The sequence below is a fragment of the Streptomyces sp. NPDC043996 genome, from assembly GCF_056435225.1.
Map to the genome: position 1 here is coordinate 50,116 of NZ_JBWKEY010000010.1, position 15,621 is coordinate 65,736.

The following is a 15,621-nucleotide window of genomic DNA, read 5'->3' on the forward strand; positions in this document are numbered from 1 at the left end:
GCGTTCAGGCAGTGCAATGCTCATCGCATTCAGATCGCTGAATGAACCATCTAGCGAGGTGAACGTGAGCACACCCATGCGCATGCACCGGCTGCACAGCAGCAAGCTGCTGTGCGACCTCATGGAGCGCACCGGCACCGGCGCCGCCATCACCGTCCGCGGACTGGCCGCTGCTGCTGGCATCTCCCTCGGCACGGTCAGCGCACTACGCACCGGCGAGCAGGAGCTCATCCCCGAGGAGAAGGCCAAGCGGATCGCGGAAGCGATCGGCGTCGACGTCCTCGTCCTGTGGGTCCCCTGCGAGCGCGCTGGACGGCACTTCGTTCCGGCTCAGCCGCAAGCGGTGGGCGCATGAGCACCACGGCCGCGCTCAGCCCCGAGGAGGTGCTGGCGCTGCCTGCGATGCCGACGGCGCAGGAGGCCTTTCTGGCCATGAACATCAGCCGTGACACCGGCTACGCGCTGATCGCCGCTGACGAATTCCCAATCGAGGTCCTGCGGTTCGGACGCGCCATGCGCGTGCGCCGCACTGACCTCCTGGCCTTCCTCGGCCTCACCGAGGGAACGCCGCAAACCCACTGAAGAAGCGCCGAGGGGCCGCCCGACTGCCAGGCCCGGCGACCCACCCGACTCGGCGCCTCAACTGCACAGAAAGCAGAGGTCACCGTGACCATCGAGACTACCGAACAGATCACACAGGACACCGACGCCGTCGACTACGTCCCGACCCGGTGGGAGCGGACGCGCCTGGCCGATCAGCGTCAGGCGCTCGCCGCGCTGGACCGGATCATCGAGCTGCACCCCGACCTCCCGGCCGCCTACATCAACCTCAGCTACGTCGAGCCGCGGGTGGTCCAGGTACAGGCGCAGTCGTGGCACGCTCTGGAGGCCTGGCGTTCTGGCCTGGGCATTGCGCCGTCCGAGGTGCAGCTGGGGAGCTGCGAGCCCGCGCGCCAGCACATCGAGTTCGAGTTCGAGGTCGACGGGGTGTGCCTGCGCGTGTACCTCGTCGGCGAGTTGGTGCAGCAGGTGTCGGCGTGAGCGCCCCGTTGGTGGTGAACACGACGGACGGCACGTGCTGGACGCGGCGTGCGGTGACGCGTGACGGGCTGGCCTTGTACGCGCCCGTCGGCGTGTGCGAGTGCCCCGCGTATGTGATGGCGACGCTGCCGGAGCTCGCTGAGCACGGGATCACGGGGTCGGCGGACGTGCTGCCGGTGCCGGTGGGGCCGGGGCCGCTGGACGCGGTCGCGGCCGGTCGTCGGCTGGATCTGCTGGCGCTGATGGACGACCACGCGGCGGCAGTCGTGAGCCCGGTCCTGGCTGCTGTGCTGGATGAGGCGGAGCGGCTGCGGGTGCGGGTCGCTGAGCTGGAGGCTGAGCGGCAGACGACGAACGCCGCGTTGGCCGATGTGACCGTGGCGCAGCGTTCGGCGGAGCGGCGTGGCGCGGCGGGCTCGTCGGTGGAGGAGTCGGCGGATCGGCTGGCGCGGATGCTGGCACTCCGCGAGGACGAGCCCGCCGCCGAGGTGCCGCTGGTCGTGTACCGGGCCGAGCACCCGGACTCCGGACTCGTCCTCGGCACGTACACGACTCGCGCGGCCGCCTGCCAGCACTGCGAGGCACTGGCGCGCCGTGAGGGGGCGACCGGGCTCGTGTCGTGGGACACCGAGGACGGCGACGACGAGGGCGAGGAGCTGTCGTTCACCGACGTCGAGTACTGCGACGGCGCCGAGGTGCCGGTCCGGACGTGCACGGGCTACGTCGTGACGCCGCTGGAGGTCGCCTCCGAGTACGACGAGGGGGCCGGCGAGTGATCGCCGAGAACGTCCCCGCCGCCATCTCGCTGGCCACCAGCGTGTACGCCGCGATGTCGGTGCCGGTGCTGGTGTTCGCCGATGACCCCGTGTGGCCGTCGTGGCGTGTGCTGATCGAGACCCCGGCCGGTGACCGGCTCCTCGTCGAGATCGTCCGCGCGCGGCAGACCGCCGCTGACGCCCGGGCCTGCGCCGCGCTCGCGGCCGCTGCCCTCCTGCTCCGCCTCTCCGCCCGCAAGGGAGTCACCCGATGACGTACTACCGCATCACGGGCCCGTTCCCGATCACCATCCGCGCCACGGAGAACGGCGCCGAGCTCGACATCACCACCTTCCTGATCCGCGCGGTGTTCACCGAGCTGATCACGCAGGCGGCCGAGGACCCGGAGGGCTTCGGCGAGGAACTGGCTGACGTCGCTGAGCTGATGCGCTCGGCGCTGCACCAGGGCCACGACTCCCACGCACGGCACGAGTTCGACGAGCGGATGGACAAGCTCGTCGAGACGTTCGCGGACGGCGGGAGGGTGCCGCTGTACGGGCAGACGGTCACGCAGATGCGGGACGCGCTGGCCCAGATTGCGGCGCCGCGGCCGGTGCCGGGGCAGCGAGGTGCCGCGTGAGCGAGCCCGTCATGACGCCGGAGGTCGCTCTCGCGCGGCTGCGGCAGTACCAGGAGCGTCCCGCGCCGACGTGGTCAACCGCCTCGTACGGCGGCTCGTCGGCGGAGGCCACGCTGGCGGAGATCGGCCGGGTGCTGGCCGCCGAGGTCGAGCGGCTACGCGGGGCACTGCGTGAGGCGTGCGATCACGTCGCCGAGCAGGACGACAAGATCGCCGCGCTGGCCGCCGAGCCGCTGGTCGTGTCCCGCTACGACACCGCCACCGAGCCCGCGCCGGAGGCAGAGCAGGTCCTCACGATCTGCGCGGTCGCCGAGGACGGCCGCCCCGTCGCGCTCCTGCTGGACGCAGAGGACCGGGCCAAGGTGACCGACTGGCTCACCCCAGAAACCGAGCCCGTCCCGTCCCGCGAGCGGCGCCTGGCGGAACTCCTCGACACCATCCGCACCCACGGCGGCCGCTGGCCGGTCGGACGCGTCGTCGACATCCGCCACCGCCACGGCCACACACCCTCCCGCACCACCGCCCGCCACGACCTCGCCGAGCTGCACCGGCGCGGCCACCTCACCCAACACGGCGCGCAGGACGGGCGCTTCTACCTCCTCGCCAGGAAGGACGGCCACTGATGAGCCGCCGTATCCGCCGCCCCCGCGTCGACCACGCCGCCACCGCCGCACGCGCCCGCCAGCAGCCCCATGCCTGGCACGTCGTCGGCGAGTACGGATCCACCATGTCGGCCAAGGACACGGCCTACGAGATCCGCACAGGCATGTCCACCAAGACCCGCCGGTCTCCCTCCCCTTACGCGCCCCCTGGCGCCTATCGGGCCTACACGCGGCTCACCGAGTTCGGGTGCGAGGTCCTCGTGCGGTACGTGGGAGGTGGCCCGCGATGACTCCTCACGCTGACGCCGAGCGTGTCCTCGGTCAGGTCGAGCGGGGCGAGGTACTCGCTGGTGCGGCCGGGGCCCGGGCGATCGCCGCCCGCCACGAGGCCGCGTACGGCCGGGAGGTCTGGCCGACCACCGCCCTACGCCCGCCCGCGCCCGTGCCGCTGCGGCACGAGGAGCACTGCGACCCGCGGGTGTCGACCGGCTGCTCGTGTCAGCCTCTGCGAGGTGCCGCGTGACGAACACGACCGTGCGCGCCGGGGCCACCACGGCCCCGGCCGCCGGGCCCATCACCGAGCCCGGCATCTACCAGCTCACCAACGACGAGTACCACGCCGACCGCGGCTCCCTGTCCTCCAGCGGCGCCCGCCTACTGCTCCCTCCGTCCTGCCCTGCCCTGTTCCGGCACGCCCAAGACGCCCCGCAGGAGCCGAAGAAGACGTTCGAGCTCGGCACGGCCGCGCACAAGCTCGTGCTCGGCGAAGGCCCGGACCTCGTACGGGTCGACGCCGAGAAGTGGACGACGAACGCCGTGAAGGCCGAGGTCGCCGCGATCCGCGACGAGGGCGGCATCCCGCTCAAGCCCGCCGAGTACGAACAAGTCCATGCGATGGCCGACGCACTGCGCCGCCACCCCGTCGCCGCCGCCCTGTTCGACCCGGCTCGCGGACGCCCGGAGCAGTCCCTGTTCTGGCGCGACCAGCCCACCGGCGTCATGCGGCGAGCCCGCTTCGACTGGCTCCCCGACGCCCGCACCGGCCGCCTCATCATCCCCGACTACAAGACCTGCCGGTCCGCCGAACCAGGCGCGCTCGCACGGGCGGTCGAGACGCTCGGCTACCACCAGCAAGACGACTGGTACCGCGCGGCTGCCCGCGCGCTCGACCTCGCCGACGACACCGCGGCGTTCGTCTTCGTCTGCCAGGAGAAGACCCCGCCGTACATCGTCACGGTCATCGAGATGGACGCCGAGGCCCGCCGCATCGGCGCGGCCCGCAACCGGCGCGCCCTCGAAGTCTTCGCCGAGTGCACCACCTCCGGCCGCTGGCCCGGCTACAGCGACGAGATCGCCTACCTCTCCCTGCCCTCGTGGGCCGCCTTCCGTGACACCGAGGAGTACCTGTGAACTACCCCGCCGAGCAGCGCATGAGCCCGGCCGCGGCCCCGGCCCGGGTCGGCCAGGGCACCGCTGTCGAGCAGTCCCGCGCGGTCGCCGAGGTGCAGGCCGCGATCGTCGTCGCCCAGCAGTGCCCGCGCGACATCAACGCCGCCATCGCCGAGATGCGCCAGTCCTGTCAGCAACTCTTCCTCGCCGAGCGGGCGTTCTTCCGCTACTCCCGTGGCGGCGGCAACATCACCGGCCCGTCCGTGCACCTGGCCCGGGAACTGGCGCGCTGCTGGGGCAACATCCAGTACGGCCTCGTCGAGATGCGCCGCGACGACGAGTTCGGGCAGTCCGAGATGCAGGCCTTCGCCTGGGACGTGGAGAAGAACTCCCGGAACAGCTCGACGTTCATCGTGCCGCACAAGCGCGACCAGAAGGGCGGTCCGAAGCAGCTCACCGACATGCGGGACATCTACGAGAACAACGCCAACAACGGCGCCCGCCGTGTCCGTGAGGCGATCTTCGCGATCCTGCCGCCCTGGTTCGTCGAAGAGGCCAAGCAGGTCTGCACCAAGGCGCTGGCCGACGGCGGGGGCAAGCCGCTGCCGCAGCGCGTCGCGGACGCCATTCGCGCGTTCGAGGGCATCGGGGTCACGCAGGACCGGATCGAGACCAAGCTCGGGCGGCTGTCTGGGAAGTGGACCGAGCACGACGTCGCGGAGCTGCTCGTCGCGTTCCAGTCGATCAACCGGGGTGAGGTGACGGCGGACGAGGAGTTCCCGCTGCCGCGGGTCACGGTCGACGAGGTCAAGCAGCAGGCGGCAGACGGCAGTAAGGCGGACTGGCCCGAGGCAAGGCAGCCCGGAGCGGGGGCCCGCGGATGAGTCCCTGGTTCACCGGCCGACTGGCAGGCTTCGATCTTGAATCGACGGGCGTCGACGTCGAGGCCGACCGCATCGTCACCGCGTGCGTCGTCGCCTGCGGCGGCGCCGCCGACACCGACTCCGCCACGTGGCTGGCCGACCCCAGCGTCGAGATCCCCGCCGAGGCCGCGGCCATTCACGGGATCAACACCGAGAAGGCCCGCCGCGAGGGGCGCCCCGCGGCCGAGGTCGTGGCCGAAGTCACCGCAGCGCTCGTCGAAGCGGCCGAGGCGGGCGTCCCAATCGTGGCGATGAACGCGAGCTTCGACTTCACGCTGCTTGACCGCGAGTGCGCCCGCTACGGCGTCACCTCCCTGTGGGAGCAGGCCGTTCCGCTCGTCCTGGATCCCCGCGTGCTGGACAAGCACCTCGACCCGTACCGGCGCGGCGGGCGGAAGCTGACGGACCTGTGCCGCCACTACAAGGTGCCGCTCGACGGTGCGCACAGTGCGGACGGGGACGCGATCGCCGCGTGCCGGGTCGCCTGGCGGCTCGGCTCCACGGTCCCCGATCTGGGGAAGCTGCCGCTCGGTGAGCTCCACGAGCTCCAGGTGAAGTGGGCCGCTCGCCAGGCCGAGAGCCTGGCGTCGTACTTCCGGCGCACGCCCGGCAAGGAGCATCAGGCCGACAGCGTCCGCGCCGAATGGCCGCTCGTCCCTCGCCCGCGTCAGGCAGGTGAGGGCTGATGCGATGGTTCCGCCGCCGTGACCTCCTGGTCGACACGCTCCAGCACTCCGTGCGCCGCCTGACCGCTGAGCGCGACGCGGCCCGCACCGAGGCCGCTGCCCAGCGGGCCGCTGCCGTCCGCACCGCAGGCCGCAACACGGCCCTGGCCGAGCAGATCGGGCGCCTGACCCGCGCCAGCGCCCGCTACCAGGCTGATCTGGCCCGCGCCGAGGGGCAGGTGGCCCGGCTTCAGGCCCGCCTCGACGACGCCGTCGGCCTCACCCACCCCGCCGTCGACGACGGCCAGCACTGGCAGACCCGACGCAGCGACAAGCCCCGCCTGGCGAAGGAGACGACGACGCCATGACGAGCCCCCTCAGAGCCCTGCAGCGCCTGATCACCTCGTCCGGGCGGCACCGGACCGGACGGCGGGCGGTACTCCTGCCGGACGCGCCACTCCCGCCCGTCGACGGGCCCTTGATGCACGGCGTCCTCACCGAGGCCGAGCTCGAGCAACTCCTCGACACGGAGGAAGTCGCCGCCAACGAGTCCGCCCCGTGCCCCTGCTGCGAGCGCGCGACCCTGCATGCCGTGTTCCGCGGCGGCGCCCGCCGCTGCTGGACGTGCCAGACCGACACCCCGGCTGGGGGTGCGTGATGCCTCGCCCCACCATCATCTGCAAGGCATGCGGCCACCCGGGAGAGCACGCCGCGCACGGCTGGTGCAAGTGCTGCTACCGCCGGTGGAGCTACTACGGGCGCCCCGCCGACGGCCCGCCGCCCGTACGGCTCCTGCGGCACCGCGACGTGGCGGGCACTCCACGGGGTTGGGACCTGCACATGCGCCGCGGCACCGATCCGTGTGCCCCGTGCCGCGCAGCGCACAACGACAACGTGCTGGAGCGCTACCACGCTCACGGCAGGCCGCGTGCTGCTCACGAGTCCCGGCACTATGCCGACGTGCCCACGGCCTGGTCAGCCCAGGAACGGCGCGCGGCCGCGGCCGTGGCTGCGCTCGCCGACGGCGTGGAGGACTGCCGCGGTCTGCTGCAGGCGCTGGGGCTGGTGCCGTACGACGTGGTCGTGCGGGACCGGATCGGCGGTGCAGCGTGACGCTGATCAGCCCTGGCACCCCGGCCGCCCCCGCGGCGGCCGGGCCCCGGCCTCTGCGGATCCTCGGCCTCGATCTATCGATCACCGCCACCGGCCTGTGCCTCCCCGACGGCACCACCCACACGATCACCACCAACGCCAAGGACGGCGACCGGCGGCTGATCAGCATCGCCGACCGGATCATGCACGCGGCACTCCTCGGGATCGACCTGGCCGTGATCGAAGGCCCGGTGGTCCGTAGCAGCGCCGCAGTCTCCATCGGCATGGTCCACGGCGTCGTACGGGAGCTGCTGATCCGGCACGAGGTCCCGTACGCCCTGATCACCCCGGCCACGCTCAAGGCCTACGCCACAGGCAAGGGCAACGCGGACAAAACCGCCATGGCCATCGCCGCACTCAAGCGCAGCGGGCGGGAGTTCGCCGACGATAACGCCTGCGACGCAGCGTGGCTGCGGTGGGCATGCCTGGACCTGCTCGGACAACCCGAGTTCCAACTTCCGGCCGCCCAGCGTGCCCGGTTGGACAAGGTGGTTCTCCCCCGGGCGGTGCGCCGTGGGTAAGCGGCTTCCCCTGCGAGAGAGGTTCGAGCAGAAGGTAGACAAGTTGGCGGTTAACGACTGCTGGATCTTCCATGGAGGCGCCGAGACTCGGAGCGGACACCGCCAGATCTGGGACCAGGGGCGCATGCACCAGGCGCACCGGGTCGCTTGGGAGCTGGAGAACGGGCCGATCCCTGAAGGACTGTGCGTCCTGCACCGCTGCGACAACCCGCCCTGTGTCCGCCCCGACCACCTATTCCTCGGCACCGTCGCCGACAACAACGCCGACCGTGACGCAAAGGGACGCCACGTGGCCCTGCGAGGCGAGGAGCACGGCAGCGCGAAGCTCTCACCAGAACAGGTTGACGCCATCCGCGAGTTGGCCAGCGCCGACGTCCCGCAGCACCTGATCGCTCGTGCCGTCGGCATCTCACAGTCGCACGTTTCGCTCCTCCACCGGGGCGAGTCATGGGCACAGCTGGAGCGCCTGGCCAAGGTCTCGTGGCCCGACCGCGAGGCGGTGACCCGGTCATGAGCCGCGCCTCCCGCTACGCCCCCGACACCCTCACCAGCCGGGGGCAGTGGATCCACCAGGCCGCTTGCATCGGCCACTGGGACCTCATGGACGACGAATCGCCCGCAGGCATCGAGTACGCCAAGCAGGTCTGCCGTGCGTGCCCGGTCCGGATGGCCTGCCTCGACGACGCGCTGAGGACGGGCGAGGTGAGGCACGGCGTACGTGGCGGCCTGGGCTGGCGGGCCCGTCAGCGGTTGGCCGCCGCGCGCCGTAGGGCGGTTGCGGGGGCGACGTCGTGACCGGCCGCAAGCGCCGTCGCGCGCCGCCGGAGCCGGAGTACGTGCCCGGGACGCTCCTCGACTGGCGCGGACCCGAGCACTGGTCCTGGGAGCAACTCCCGTGCCGCTACTGCGGATCACCCACCCACCTGCGCGACTCCCGCGGCAAGGCCGCGGACAAGGTCTGCGCCGAAACCGCGCTGGCCCGGCAGCACGCCGAGGCCGCCGACGCCTACCAGATCGGAAACCCCTGATGAACCACCCCGCCCGCCGCCGGGCCGCCGCAGCAGCCGTCGGAACCGTCCTCGTGCTCGGCCTGCTGGCCGCCTGCGGCGACGACCCGGATGACGACTGCGAGGGCGACGCGCTCGCCGCGGTCGCCGTCGCGAAGCCGGGCCCGCGCCCGGGGGCCGCGAAGGCGCCCGCCAAGCCCCGCCCGAAGCCGAAGTCCAAGCCGAAGCGCGTGGACGTCGACTTCGACGACTGCGACTGACCACCCGCCCACGAGCACCCCGCCGGGCGGAAACCGGCGGGGAACCACCCACAAGGAGAACACGTGTCCATCGCACTCACGACAGTAGAGCAGCAGGCACCCGGCCTGATCAGCCTCGCCAAGACCGCCGCTATCAGCCTCCAGAAGCAGGGCCTCGCCGAGCAGCGCGCCGCCGTCCAGCTCGTCCTGGACCACTCCGGCAGCATGCGGGACTTCTACCGTGACGGCAGCGTCCAGCGCCTTGCCGAGCAGGCTCTCGGCCTGTCCGTGAACCTCGACGACGACGGCTCCGTCCCGGTCATCTTCTTCGGCTCCCAGGCCGAACAGCACGAAGACGTCCGCCTGGACAACTACCACGGGCTCATCGACCGCGCCCACCAGCGCATCCGCTGGGGCTCGACGAACTACGTCGCCGCCATGAACGCCGCGGTCAGCGAGTACCGGGCCTCCGGGGCGATGGACCCCGCTCTGGTGATCTTCCAGACCGACGGCGAACCCGACGACCGCGCCGCCACAGCACGCGTCCTCCGCCACGCCTCCGCTCTGCCGATCTTCTGGGCGTTCGTCGGCTTCGGCGGCCGCGTCCAGTTCCTCGAGCAACTCGACACCCTGACCGGCCGGGCCGTGGACAACGCGAGCTTCTTCCACGCCCGCGACCCGCACCACGTCAGCGACGCCGAGCTGTACGACGGCATCACCGGCGAGTTCGCAGGCTGGCTGAAGGCCGCGCAGGCGGCGGGAGTTCTCCGCTGACGGGCTGAACCGCCCCTGAGACCGGCGGCCGCGCCCCTGCTCCACGCCCCAGCGGCCGCCACCCGGGCCCGCCCACACCATCCCCCCGGGCGGGCGGGCCCGGACCCCAACCACCCAGAAAGGCACTGCACATGAGCGAGAACCCCCGCACCCGTCTCAAGGGAACCGAGCGCGCCGAGACCGCCCACCGCGCCGCCGGGCTGTACGCGCAGGGCTGCACGGTCCTGTCCGTGGCCCGGCAGATCGGCCGCTCGTACGGCCTCACCCACGCGCTGCTCCTGGAGGCCGGGGTCACGCTGCGCAAGCGCGGCGGACACGCCAGGAAGACGGCTCCGTGATGGCCAGCCCCACACAGCGCGCCTGGAGCAACGGAGGCCAGACCCTCCGCCCGCCCCACTACCAGCTGCCCAAGCTCACCCCCAGCCAGCGCGACGAGATCCGCAGACGCCGCGCGGAGGGGGAGCGGGCGATCGATCTCGCGGCGGAGTACGGCGTGTCCGCCAAGACGGTCCGCAGCCTCTGACCGCGATCAAGGCGTGACGGTTCCGCAACATCACGAAGCCCCGCACCAGCACGGTGCGGGGCCCGGAGGAGAAGGGGAGGGAGGGGGCCGTGAGGTCAGCCCTTGGCCGCGTTGGCCGCGGCATCAGCATCACGCTGAGGCCGCTGCTTGCGACGCCAGGTGTTGACGCGCGCGTGCACGTGCCGGCGGATGTCGTCGGCACGGGAGGTGCCCTCCTCGTCGCACAGCTGCCCGTACGCGGTCCACATCTCGTCCTCGATGCGGACCATGCGGCCGGGGGTTCCCTTCGACGTCATGACGTCAGGCTAGCTGACCTCTCACTAGCCACACACCCCGAGCAATGTGCCTGTATTGCGAATGTGTTGCGGGTGACTATACACCCATGGGTAGAATCTGGAGCAGGGAGGGCGCCCCTCAGGCCGCCCTGAACTGGGGGTTTATCCGCCATGCCCTGATCCAGTACGACCGAAAGAAGCCGCACATGGCGCAGGTCAAGCTCGACACCAGATTCATCCACGCACCAGCCGTGATGCTGCTCAGCGACCGAGCGTTCCGGCTCCATATCGCCAGCATCTGCTGGACCGCCAGGTACAGCACTGCGGGTGTCATCCCGCGCCGAGGCTTGGCTCAGATCGCAAGCATCAGGCGGGCAGCGCAGACGGCCGCCGAACTCGTCGCGGCCGGGCTCTGGCAGGAACGCGGGGACGGCGACTTCCTCATCACACACGACGCGTTCACCGTCGACCGCGAGCCGACGTACGCCCCCGGCCAGCGGGAGCGGATCTACACACGAGATGGCTTCCAGTGCGTCCTCTGCGGCACGCCCAACGACCTCACGCTCGACCACATCCACCCCCGAGCACGTGCCGGGGGCGACGGCGACAGCAACCTGCGCACCCTGTGCCGCTCCTGCAACAGCAGCAAGGGGGCTCGCGTCTAATGGCCTGGTTCGCCCTCGACGACGGCTTCGACACGCACCCCAAGGTGCGCAAGGCGGGCAACGCCGCCGTCGGCGTCTTCGTGCGCCTCGGCGTTCACGCCACCAGGCACCTCACCGAAGGCCACCTCGACGGCGACATCGTCCGCAGCTACGGCACCGGCCCCAACATCCGCAAGCTCCTCGCCGTCGGCATGCTCCACGAACACGGCCACGCCTGCCCGCGCTGCCCGCAGCCCGCCGAGGGCGACTTCGTCATCCACGACTACCTCGACTACAACAAGTCCCGCGCGCAGATCGAAGCCGCCCGCGAGGCAGCCCGGAAGAGGCAGAACCGTGGCCGGGAGAACGCCCGCCGGAACCGGAATCAGCCCGGAAACGACGCCGAATCGCGCGCGAATCGCGGCCGTTTCGAAGACGATTCCGCGCCGAATCGTCGCCGAAATGACCCCCAGTTTGAGGCCACCTCCGCAGGTCAGGAGGACATGTCACGGCGTGACACCCATGAGGGTGCAACGGGTGTCCCCTCCCCTCCCCTCCCCTCCCCATCTAGTGGTGCAGGTAGAGAGAGAAGTGACCGTAGTGACGCGCGAGGCGAACCCGCTCTCTCTCTGATCACACCGGACTGGCAACCCACCGCCGCCGACCACACCGCGGCCGCCGCCGACATCCGACGCCTCGGACCCGCCGCCGCAGCAGCGGCCACCGCGAAGTTCGTACGCCACCACCAGGCACGCGCCACCCGCGTCGCCGACTTCGGCCCCCTCTGGGTCTCCTGGCTCGCTCGCGAACGCCCCGACACCCCGACCCCGACGCAGGGCGCGTTCCTCGTCGGCCTCCCCGGCGGCGCCGAGTCCACCCCCACCCCCACCCCGCCGTCCTTCGCCCAACGCATGGCCGAACTCGACGCCGTCACCCGAGCCGACCGCACCGGAGACACCCGATGAGCCTCTGCCCCACCCACCACATCCCCCGCGGATCCCACGGCTGCCCCACCTGCCGCAACAACCGCCGCCGCGCCGCACGAGCCCGCCTCGACGAACTCGCCATCTACACCGCCATACAAACCCGACGCCCCACACCCGGCCTCCGCCCCCGCGAACAACGCGCCGTCAGCCAGCGGCTTACCACCCTCGGGATCTCAGCCGCCGAGATCGCCCGCATCTGCGGCGTCAGTCGACGCAGCGTTCATCGCTGGCGCGCCCGCGACCGAGCCGCCTCCTGACCGCGCGCATCCGGATACAGCCCACACCACACCCCAACCACACACCACCCCAACACCCCAGGAGCAGCCACGATGACCAACCGCCCCCTGCCCCACGACCCGTACATCACCGCCATCACCGACGCCCTCACCGCCGCGGGCCTGAAGCCGGCCGACGACTTCACCGACGACTCCGACACTCGCGGCAGCTACTGCTTCCTGCGGTCCGTGATCACCCTCGACACCAACGCCTCTGGCCTCGACCCGGCTCGCTGGCAGCACGGCCTGATCCTCATCTGGGAATGGCACACCGGCGCCGAGGCCGACCTCGGCGAGCCGGAGGGCGGCCCTTCGTGGGAGTGGGCGCCGCTCGTCGACGAGCACGGGCAGAACGGCGGCCGCGAGCTGCTCACCCTCGACGGCTACGCCTCGCCCGCCCACATCGTGGCGTGCGTCCGCTCGATCACTCGGCAGCACACGGGGGACCTGTCGCGCGAGCGGTGGGAGCACGCCGCCGTCCTCGACGCGGCCTGTGAAGCGTGGGGCGTGCACGAGACCCGGCAGTGAGCAGCAGCACCGACCGTCCCGCCACCACGAAGGAGCACACCGTGCCCGACCGCCCGTACACCGACGCCGACCTCCGCGCCGCCGCTGCGCTCATGCACTACGCCCTGACCATCGAGCCGAACCCGGCCGACGCCGACAACGCTCTGTCCGACCACCCGGCCTGGGTCCACGTCGAGGTCGGCAGCGAGGAGCAGGACACGCTGCGCGAGTCCGTCGTCGAGCTCGTCTCCGGCGCGGCCAACGTGTCCGCATGGGCCGTCCACCTCGCCGCCGACGGCTTGGAGCCGTCCGACGTACACGGGATCACCATCAACGGCGGCCACCGTCCCGTCGCCCGCGTGCACTTCGCGTTCTCGCCCGACATGCCGGACGAGATCCGCACCGATCTCGTCGAGGGCCTCGGCCAAGCGCTTGCCGAGGCGGACGCCGCGCTCGACGAGCTCGCTCCGGGCGACGGCAGCGACTCGGACAGCGACGTGTTCGAGCTGATCTCCGAGATCGCCAGCCGTCTCCGCGACGCCACCGACAGCGGCGAGCACCACGCCGTCGGCCTGATCTACGACCTCGCGAACGGCCGCACCACGCTCGCCGACGCGCGCGCCGAGCTGGCGGAGCTGACGTTCCGGCATGTCTGACAGGACGCCCGCCCGTGTTGGAGCCACGGGCGAGCGCACCACCCACTTCATCACGAACCGAACGGAGTTGGCCATGCACGAGACGCCGACCGGCCTCGCCTGCGGCAACAACCCCAATGCCCACCTCGCCGACGGCGACCGCCAGGCCGTCCAGGACTTCGACGCCTACCTCGCCGCCCGAGCAGCCATAGCCCGCGCCCGCGCTCTGCACCGCGACGCCTACCCCGACCAGCCGGGCGCCAGCTGCACGGCGGGCTGTGGTGCGTGGCCGTGCGCCACGGTGCGCGCCCTCGACGGCGCTGCGCCCTCAGCCGTGCAGCTGCCTGCCGACGCGGCGCTCGGCCTGTCCGTGCAGCAGACCGACGCCCTCTGGGACGCTGTCGCGATTCCCGGCGCCCCGGGGCCGTCGTTCCCGCAGCAGCACGAGCGGGTGTGCCGGGTGGTTGCCGGGATGCTCGCCGAGGCCACGGCCGTGCCCGAGGTGGTGTCCGTCGGTGGCGCCGCCGTGCAGCCGCCCGCCGACCGGGCCGAGACGTTGCCGGGCGCCGCCGAGATCGAGACCCACCCCGCCCTGAACGTCACCCCGCTGCCCTCCGCCGCGCTCGCCGCCGACGAGCAGGTCGAGCCCGACCTCCGCGAGAGGGCGGCGCAGGCGCTGCAACACGAGCGCTTCCCTGGCGTCGCCTGGGACTCACAGCCCAAAGAGATCCACGCCGAGTACCGCAAGGCCGCCGACGCCGTCCTGGCCGTCCTCCCCGCGCCCGCCGACCGGGCTGCCGCGTTGCGAGACGCCGAGGAACTGGCAGAACTCGACCGCGAGGGAGCGGAACTGGTCTGCGCGGCCCAGTGCGGTTTCTGCGACGCCTGCGGCATGGAGCCCTTCGGGACCCCCGCCGAGGGCTGGCGAGACGCCGCGCGCTTCCTGCGCCGGACGCCCCGCGAGTCAGCCGACTTCCTCGGGGCGATCCGTGGTGCCCGCCTCATCGAGGACGAGCTCCGCCGCACGGCCGACGAGGCGCAGCAGGCAGGAGACAGCCGGTGATCCGCGATGACAAGTTCCTGATCTCCCGCAAGCCGTTCGCCGTCGACCTCGGCAGCCTGCGCGGCAGCCGCACCCAGACACCGCAAGGGCGCAACGAGTACTACTTCGACGGCCGGATCTGCGCCGTCTGGTTCCGGCGCCGCAAAGGCGTGACGGTCGCCTGTGTCGGCGAGCTGTGGGACCTCCAGCACCCAGAGCCTGCCGACGGCCGCGAGTTCCTGGAACAGCACGACGACGGCCGGTACGGCGGCGACTGCCACGGCCGGTGGGACGGCGAGTCCTACTGGGGCAACGTCACGCTGGACATCCAGCAGCGGCACCTCGCGATCCTCCGGCCGATGCTCGCGAACTACCCCGCGATACCTGACGGGTTCGACGGCTGGTGGACGTTTCAGGCACCAAAGGGGCCGTCGTGATCGGCGAGGCCCTGAGCACGGCGTTCCTCCTGCTCCGAGCCCTCGCGGTCTGGGTGATCCTCGGCGCCGCCACGGCCGCGCTCCTCACGGCCGCCGCCACCGCTCTCGTCTCGAAGCTCGCCTCGTGGGCCTGGGATGCCGTCAGGAGCCGCCCCAGGGGCCCGTCCTGGGCTCGCGGACGCCTCCGCGCCCGAATCCACGCCCGGCGTCACACGCGAGCCCCAGACGGCCACACAGCCCCTCTACGTCCTCCTGTACCACGAAAGGCCCACCACCGATGACCCGCCCCCGCCTCACCACCCGCCAGCGCGAAGCCCTCACCCTCGTCGCCAACGGGCACACCAACGCCCAGGTCGGACGCCACTTCGGCGTCTCCGAGGACTGCATCAGCAAGCACCTCGCCGCGATCCGCAAGCATCTCGGCGCCCGCGACCGCACCCACGCCGTCGCACTCGCCCTCACCACCGGCCTCCTCAACCCCACCGACATCCACCCACGCGGAGACCAGCCATGACCCTAAGCACCCCCTGCCCCAACCCCCGCTGCCACAGCGCCCGCGGCCCCGGCGAATACCTCTGCTGGACCTGCT

The 15,621-nt window shown here is 71.8% G+C and carries 32 protein-coding genes; 31 read left to right on the forward strand and 1 reads right to left on the reverse strand.

The window, feature by feature from the left end; translation table 11 throughout:
- The first annotated feature begins 64 nt into the window (after positions 1-64).
- The 23 genes from AC07A4_RS25395 (at position 65) to AC07A4_RS25505 (ending at position 10,231) form a co-directional block, all read left to right on the forward strand.
- Positions 65-355 (forward strand): helix-turn-helix domain-containing protein, encoded by a 291-nt coding sequence (locus AC07A4_RS25395; protein ID WP_478602541.1) that lies wholly within the window; start codon positions 65-67, stop codon positions 353-355.
- Complete coding sequence (locus tag AC07A4_RS25400) at positions 352-582, forward strand: integrase (RefSeq protein ID WP_478602543.1); 231 nt, start codon at positions 352-354, stop codon at positions 580-582. The genes AC07A4_RS25395 and AC07A4_RS25400 overlap by 4 nt, the downstream gene beginning before the upstream one ends.
- An 84-nt stretch (positions 583-666) precedes the next feature.
- Entirely contained in the window at positions 667-1,041 is a 375-nt protein-coding gene (locus AC07A4_RS25405) for a hypothetical protein (protein WP_478602545.1), read from the forward strand.
- Positions 1,038-1,817: a hypothetical protein gene (locus AC07A4_RS25410; protein ID WP_478602547.1), complete on the forward strand. Its 780-nt coding sequence runs from the start codon at positions 1,038-1,040 to the stop codon at positions 1,815-1,817. The genes AC07A4_RS25405 and AC07A4_RS25410 overlap by 4 nt, the downstream gene beginning before the upstream one ends.
- A complete protein-coding gene (locus tag AC07A4_RS25415; RefSeq protein WP_478602548.1) occupies positions 1,814-2,071 on the forward strand; it encodes a hypothetical protein in 258 nt (85 codons plus the stop codon). Before AC07A4_RS25410 ends, AC07A4_RS25415 begins: the two co-directional genes overlap by 4 nt.
- Complete coding sequence (locus AC07A4_RS25420) at positions 2,068-2,436, forward strand: hypothetical protein (protein WP_478602550.1); 369 nt, start codon at positions 2,068-2,070, stop codon at positions 2,434-2,436. Before AC07A4_RS25415 ends, AC07A4_RS25420 begins: the two co-directional genes overlap by 4 nt.
- Positions 2,433-3,059: a hypothetical protein gene (locus tag AC07A4_RS25425; RefSeq protein WP_478602552.1), complete on the forward strand. Its 627-nt coding sequence runs from the start codon at positions 2,433-2,435 to the stop codon at positions 3,057-3,059. Before AC07A4_RS25420 ends, AC07A4_RS25425 begins: the two co-directional genes overlap by 4 nt.
- Entirely contained in the window at positions 3,059-3,328 is a 270-nt protein-coding gene (locus tag AC07A4_RS25430; RefSeq protein ID WP_478602554.1) for a hypothetical protein, read from the forward strand. The genes AC07A4_RS25425 and AC07A4_RS25430 overlap by 1 nt, the downstream gene beginning before the upstream one ends.
- On the forward strand, positions 3,325-3,561 hold the full coding sequence (locus tag AC07A4_RS25435) for a hypothetical protein (protein ID WP_478602556.1): 237 nt from the start codon (positions 3,325-3,327) through the stop codon (positions 3,559-3,561). The genes AC07A4_RS25430 and AC07A4_RS25435 overlap by 4 nt, the downstream gene beginning before the upstream one ends.
- Complete coding sequence (locus AC07A4_RS25440) at positions 3,558-4,448, forward strand: PD-(D/E)XK nuclease-like domain-containing protein (RefSeq protein WP_478602558.1); 891 nt, start codon at positions 3,558-3,560, stop codon at positions 4,446-4,448. The genes AC07A4_RS25435 and AC07A4_RS25440 overlap by 4 nt, the downstream gene beginning before the upstream one ends.
- Positions 4,445-5,311 carry a hypothetical protein gene (locus tag AC07A4_RS25445; protein WP_478602560.1) on the forward strand — a complete coding sequence of 289 codons (867 nt, stop codon included), beginning with the start codon at positions 4,445-4,447 and terminating at the stop codon, positions 5,309-5,311. Before AC07A4_RS25440 ends, AC07A4_RS25445 begins: the two co-directional genes overlap by 4 nt.
- Complete coding sequence (locus AC07A4_RS25450; protein ID WP_478602561.1) at positions 5,308-6,036, forward strand: exonuclease domain-containing protein; 729 nt, start codon at positions 5,308-5,310, stop codon at positions 6,034-6,036. The genes AC07A4_RS25445 and AC07A4_RS25450 overlap by 4 nt, the downstream gene beginning before the upstream one ends.
- The gene (locus tag AC07A4_RS25455) at positions 6,036-6,383 is read left to right on the forward strand and encodes a hypothetical protein (protein ID WP_478602563.1); all 348 of its coding nucleotides are present in this window, start codon (positions 6,036-6,038) and stop codon (positions 6,381-6,383) included. Before AC07A4_RS25450 ends, AC07A4_RS25455 begins: the two co-directional genes overlap by 1 nt.
- Entirely contained in the window at positions 6,380-6,673 is a 294-nt protein-coding gene (locus AC07A4_RS25460) for a hypothetical protein (protein ID WP_478602565.1), read from the forward strand. The genes AC07A4_RS25455 and AC07A4_RS25460 overlap by 4 nt, the downstream gene beginning before the upstream one ends.
- Complete coding sequence (locus AC07A4_RS25465) at positions 6,673-7,128, forward strand: hypothetical protein (protein WP_478602567.1); 456 nt, start codon at positions 6,673-6,675, stop codon at positions 7,126-7,128. Before AC07A4_RS25460 ends, AC07A4_RS25465 begins: the two co-directional genes overlap by 1 nt.
- A complete protein-coding gene (locus tag AC07A4_RS25470; RefSeq protein ID WP_478602568.1) occupies positions 7,125-7,688 on the forward strand; it encodes a Holliday junction endonuclease in 564 nt (187 codons plus the stop codon). The genes AC07A4_RS25465 and AC07A4_RS25470 overlap by 4 nt, the downstream gene beginning before the upstream one ends.
- A gap of 124 nt (positions 7,689-7,812) precedes the next feature.
- Positions 7,813-8,202, forward strand: a complete 390-nt coding sequence (locus tag AC07A4_RS25475; protein ID WP_478602570.1) for an HNH endonuclease — start codon at positions 7,813-7,815, stop codon at positions 8,200-8,202.
- A complete protein-coding gene (locus AC07A4_RS25480; protein ID WP_478602572.1) occupies positions 8,199-8,483 on the forward strand; it encodes a WhiB family transcriptional regulator in 285 nt (94 codons plus the stop codon). The genes AC07A4_RS25475 and AC07A4_RS25480 overlap by 4 nt, the downstream gene beginning before the upstream one ends.
- Positions 8,480-8,716: a hypothetical protein gene (locus AC07A4_RS25485; RefSeq protein WP_478602573.1), complete on the forward strand. Its 237-nt coding sequence runs from the start codon at positions 8,480-8,482 to the stop codon at positions 8,714-8,716. Before AC07A4_RS25480 ends, AC07A4_RS25485 begins: the two co-directional genes overlap by 4 nt.
- Positions 8,716-8,955: a hypothetical protein gene (locus AC07A4_RS25490; protein ID WP_478602575.1), complete on the forward strand. Its 240-nt coding sequence runs from the start codon at positions 8,716-8,718 to the stop codon at positions 8,953-8,955. The genes AC07A4_RS25485 and AC07A4_RS25490 overlap by 1 nt, the downstream gene beginning before the upstream one ends.
- Positions 8,956-9,018: 63 nt before the next feature.
- On the forward strand, positions 9,019-9,708 hold the full coding sequence (locus AC07A4_RS25495; protein WP_478602577.1) for a VWA domain-containing protein: 690 nt from the start codon (positions 9,019-9,021) through the stop codon (positions 9,706-9,708).
- Between the two features lie 131 nt (positions 9,709-9,839).
- Positions 9,840-10,046 (forward strand): helix-turn-helix domain-containing protein, encoded by a 207-nt coding sequence (locus tag AC07A4_RS25500; protein ID WP_478602578.1) that lies wholly within the window; start codon positions 9,840-9,842, stop codon positions 10,044-10,046.
- Positions 10,046-10,231 carry a helix-turn-helix domain-containing protein gene (locus AC07A4_RS25505; RefSeq protein ID WP_478602580.1) on the forward strand — a complete coding sequence of 62 codons (186 nt, stop codon included), beginning with the start codon at positions 10,046-10,048 and terminating at the stop codon, positions 10,229-10,231. Before AC07A4_RS25500 ends, AC07A4_RS25505 begins: the two co-directional genes overlap by 1 nt.
- 95 nt (positions 10,232-10,326) lie before the next feature.
- Here AC07A4_RS25505 and AC07A4_RS25510 read toward each other — a convergent pair whose 3' ends face one another.
- Positions 10,327-10,527, reverse strand: coding sequence for a hypothetical protein (locus tag AC07A4_RS25510; RefSeq protein WP_478602582.1), 201 nt, complete (start codon positions 10,525-10,527; stop codon positions 10,327-10,329).
- 86 nt (positions 10,528-10,613) lie between these two features.
- Here AC07A4_RS25510 and AC07A4_RS25515 point away from each other — a divergent pair, with 86 nt between their 5' ends.
- The 8 genes from AC07A4_RS25515 to AC07A4_RS25550 all read left to right on the forward strand — a co-directional run bounded on the left by AC07A4_RS25515 (position 10,614) and on the right by AC07A4_RS25550 (position 15,546).
- Positions 10,614-11,171, forward strand: coding sequence for an HNH endonuclease (locus AC07A4_RS25515; RefSeq protein WP_478602584.1), 558 nt, complete (start codon positions 10,614-10,616; stop codon positions 11,169-11,171).
- Positions 11,171-12,115, forward strand: a complete 945-nt coding sequence (locus tag AC07A4_RS25520) for a hypothetical protein (RefSeq protein ID WP_478602586.1) — start codon at positions 11,171-11,173, stop codon at positions 12,113-12,115. Before AC07A4_RS25515 ends, AC07A4_RS25520 begins: the two co-directional genes overlap by 1 nt.
- Entirely contained in the window at positions 12,112-12,393 is a 282-nt protein-coding gene (locus tag AC07A4_RS25525) for a helix-turn-helix domain-containing protein (protein WP_478602588.1), read from the forward strand. Before AC07A4_RS25520 ends, AC07A4_RS25525 begins: the two co-directional genes overlap by 4 nt.
- A 72-nt stretch (positions 12,394-12,465) precedes the next feature.
- Entirely contained in the window at positions 12,466-12,939 is a 474-nt protein-coding gene (locus AC07A4_RS25530) for a hypothetical protein (RefSeq protein ID WP_478602590.1), read from the forward strand.
- Positions 12,936-13,574: a hypothetical protein gene (locus AC07A4_RS25535; RefSeq protein WP_478602592.1), complete on the forward strand. Its 639-nt coding sequence runs from the start codon at positions 12,936-12,938 to the stop codon at positions 13,572-13,574. Before AC07A4_RS25530 ends, AC07A4_RS25535 begins: the two co-directional genes overlap by 4 nt.
- A gap of 73 nt (positions 13,575-13,647) precedes the next feature.
- Complete coding sequence (locus AC07A4_RS25540; protein ID WP_478602594.1) at positions 13,648-14,616, forward strand: hypothetical protein; 969 nt, start codon at positions 13,648-13,650, stop codon at positions 14,614-14,616.
- Positions 14,613-15,032, forward strand: a complete 420-nt coding sequence (locus AC07A4_RS25545) for a hypothetical protein (RefSeq protein WP_478602596.1) — start codon at positions 14,613-14,615, stop codon at positions 15,030-15,032. The genes AC07A4_RS25540 and AC07A4_RS25545 overlap by 4 nt, the downstream gene beginning before the upstream one ends.
- A gap of 277 nt (positions 15,033-15,309) precedes the next feature.
- Positions 15,310-15,546 carry a response regulator transcription factor gene (locus AC07A4_RS25550; protein WP_478602598.1) on the forward strand — a complete coding sequence of 79 codons (237 nt, stop codon included), beginning with the start codon at positions 15,310-15,312 and terminating at the stop codon, positions 15,544-15,546.
- Positions 15,547-15,621: the final 75 nt, after the last annotated feature.

What these genes read in the sequence shown, in the direction of transcription:
- AC07A4_RS25520 (WP_478602586.1), top strand. Translation starts at nt 11,171, where the DNA reads ATGGCCTGGTTCGCCCTCGACGACGGCTTCGACACGCACCCCAAGGTG.
- AC07A4_RS25515 (WP_478602584.1), top strand. Translation starts at nt 10,614, where the DNA reads ATGGGTAGAATCTGGAGCAGGGAGGGCGCCCCTCAGGCCGCCCTGAAC.
- AC07A4_RS25550 (WP_478602598.1), top strand. Translation starts at nt 15,310, where the DNA reads ATGACCCGCCCCCGCCTCACCACCCGCCAGCGCGAAGCCCTCACCCTC.
- AC07A4_RS25490 (WP_478602575.1), top strand. Translation starts at nt 8,716, where the DNA reads ATGAACCACCCCGCCCGCCGCCGGGCCGCCGCAGCAGCCGTCGGAACC.
- AC07A4_RS25420 (WP_478602550.1), top strand. Translation starts at nt 2,068, where the DNA reads ATGACGTACTACCGCATCACGGGCCCGTTCCCGATCACCATCCGCGCC.
- AC07A4_RS25460 (WP_478602565.1), top strand. Translation starts at nt 6,380, where the DNA reads ATGACGAGCCCCCTCAGAGCCCTGCAGCGCCTGATCACCTCGTCCGGG.
- AC07A4_RS25530 (WP_478602590.1), top strand. Translation starts at nt 12,466, where the DNA reads ATGACCAACCGCCCCCTGCCCCACGACCCGTACATCACCGCCATCACC.
- AC07A4_RS25525 (WP_478602588.1), top strand. Translation starts at nt 12,112, where the DNA reads ATGAGCCTCTGCCCCACCCACCACATCCCCCGCGGATCCCACGGCTGC.
- AC07A4_RS25455 (WP_478602563.1), top strand. Translation starts at nt 6,036, where the DNA reads ATGCGATGGTTCCGCCGCCGTGACCTCCTGGTCGACACGCTCCAGCAC.
- AC07A4_RS25480 (WP_478602572.1), top strand. Translation starts at nt 8,199, where the DNA reads ATGAGCCGCGCCTCCCGCTACGCCCCCGACACCCTCACCAGCCGGGGG.
- AC07A4_RS25505 (WP_478602580.1), top strand. Translation starts at nt 10,046, where the DNA reads ATGGCCAGCCCCACACAGCGCGCCTGGAGCAACGGAGGCCAGACCCTC.
- AC07A4_RS25540 (WP_478602594.1), top strand. Translation starts at nt 13,648, where the DNA reads ATGCACGAGACGCCGACCGGCCTCGCCTGCGGCAACAACCCCAATGCC.
- AC07A4_RS25400 (WP_478602543.1), top strand. Translation starts at nt 352, where the DNA reads ATGAGCACCACGGCCGCGCTCAGCCCCGAGGAGGTGCTGGCGCTGCCT.
- AC07A4_RS25435 (WP_478602556.1), top strand. Translation starts at nt 3,325, where the DNA reads ATGACTCCTCACGCTGACGCCGAGCGTGTCCTCGGTCAGGTCGAGCGG.
- AC07A4_RS25465 (WP_478602567.1), top strand. Translation starts at nt 6,673, where the DNA reads ATGCCTCGCCCCACCATCATCTGCAAGGCATGCGGCCACCCGGGAGAG.
- AC07A4_RS25430 (WP_478602554.1), top strand. Translation starts at nt 3,059, where the DNA reads ATGAGCCGCCGTATCCGCCGCCCCCGCGTCGACCACGCCGCCACCGCC.
- AC07A4_RS25510 (WP_478602582.1), bottom strand. Translation starts at nt 10,527, where the DNA reads ATGACGTCGAAGGGAACCCCCGGCCGCATGGTCCGCATCGAGGACGAG.
- AC07A4_RS25475 (WP_478602570.1), top strand. Translation starts at nt 7,813, where the DNA reads ATGCACCAGGCGCACCGGGTCGCTTGGGAGCTGGAGAACGGGCCGATC.
- AC07A4_RS25450 (WP_478602561.1), top strand. Translation starts at nt 5,308, where the DNA reads ATGAGTCCCTGGTTCACCGGCCGACTGGCAGGCTTCGATCTTGAATCG.
- AC07A4_RS25500 (WP_478602578.1), top strand. Translation starts at nt 9,840, where the DNA reads ATGAGCGAGAACCCCCGCACCCGTCTCAAGGGAACCGAGCGCGCCGAG.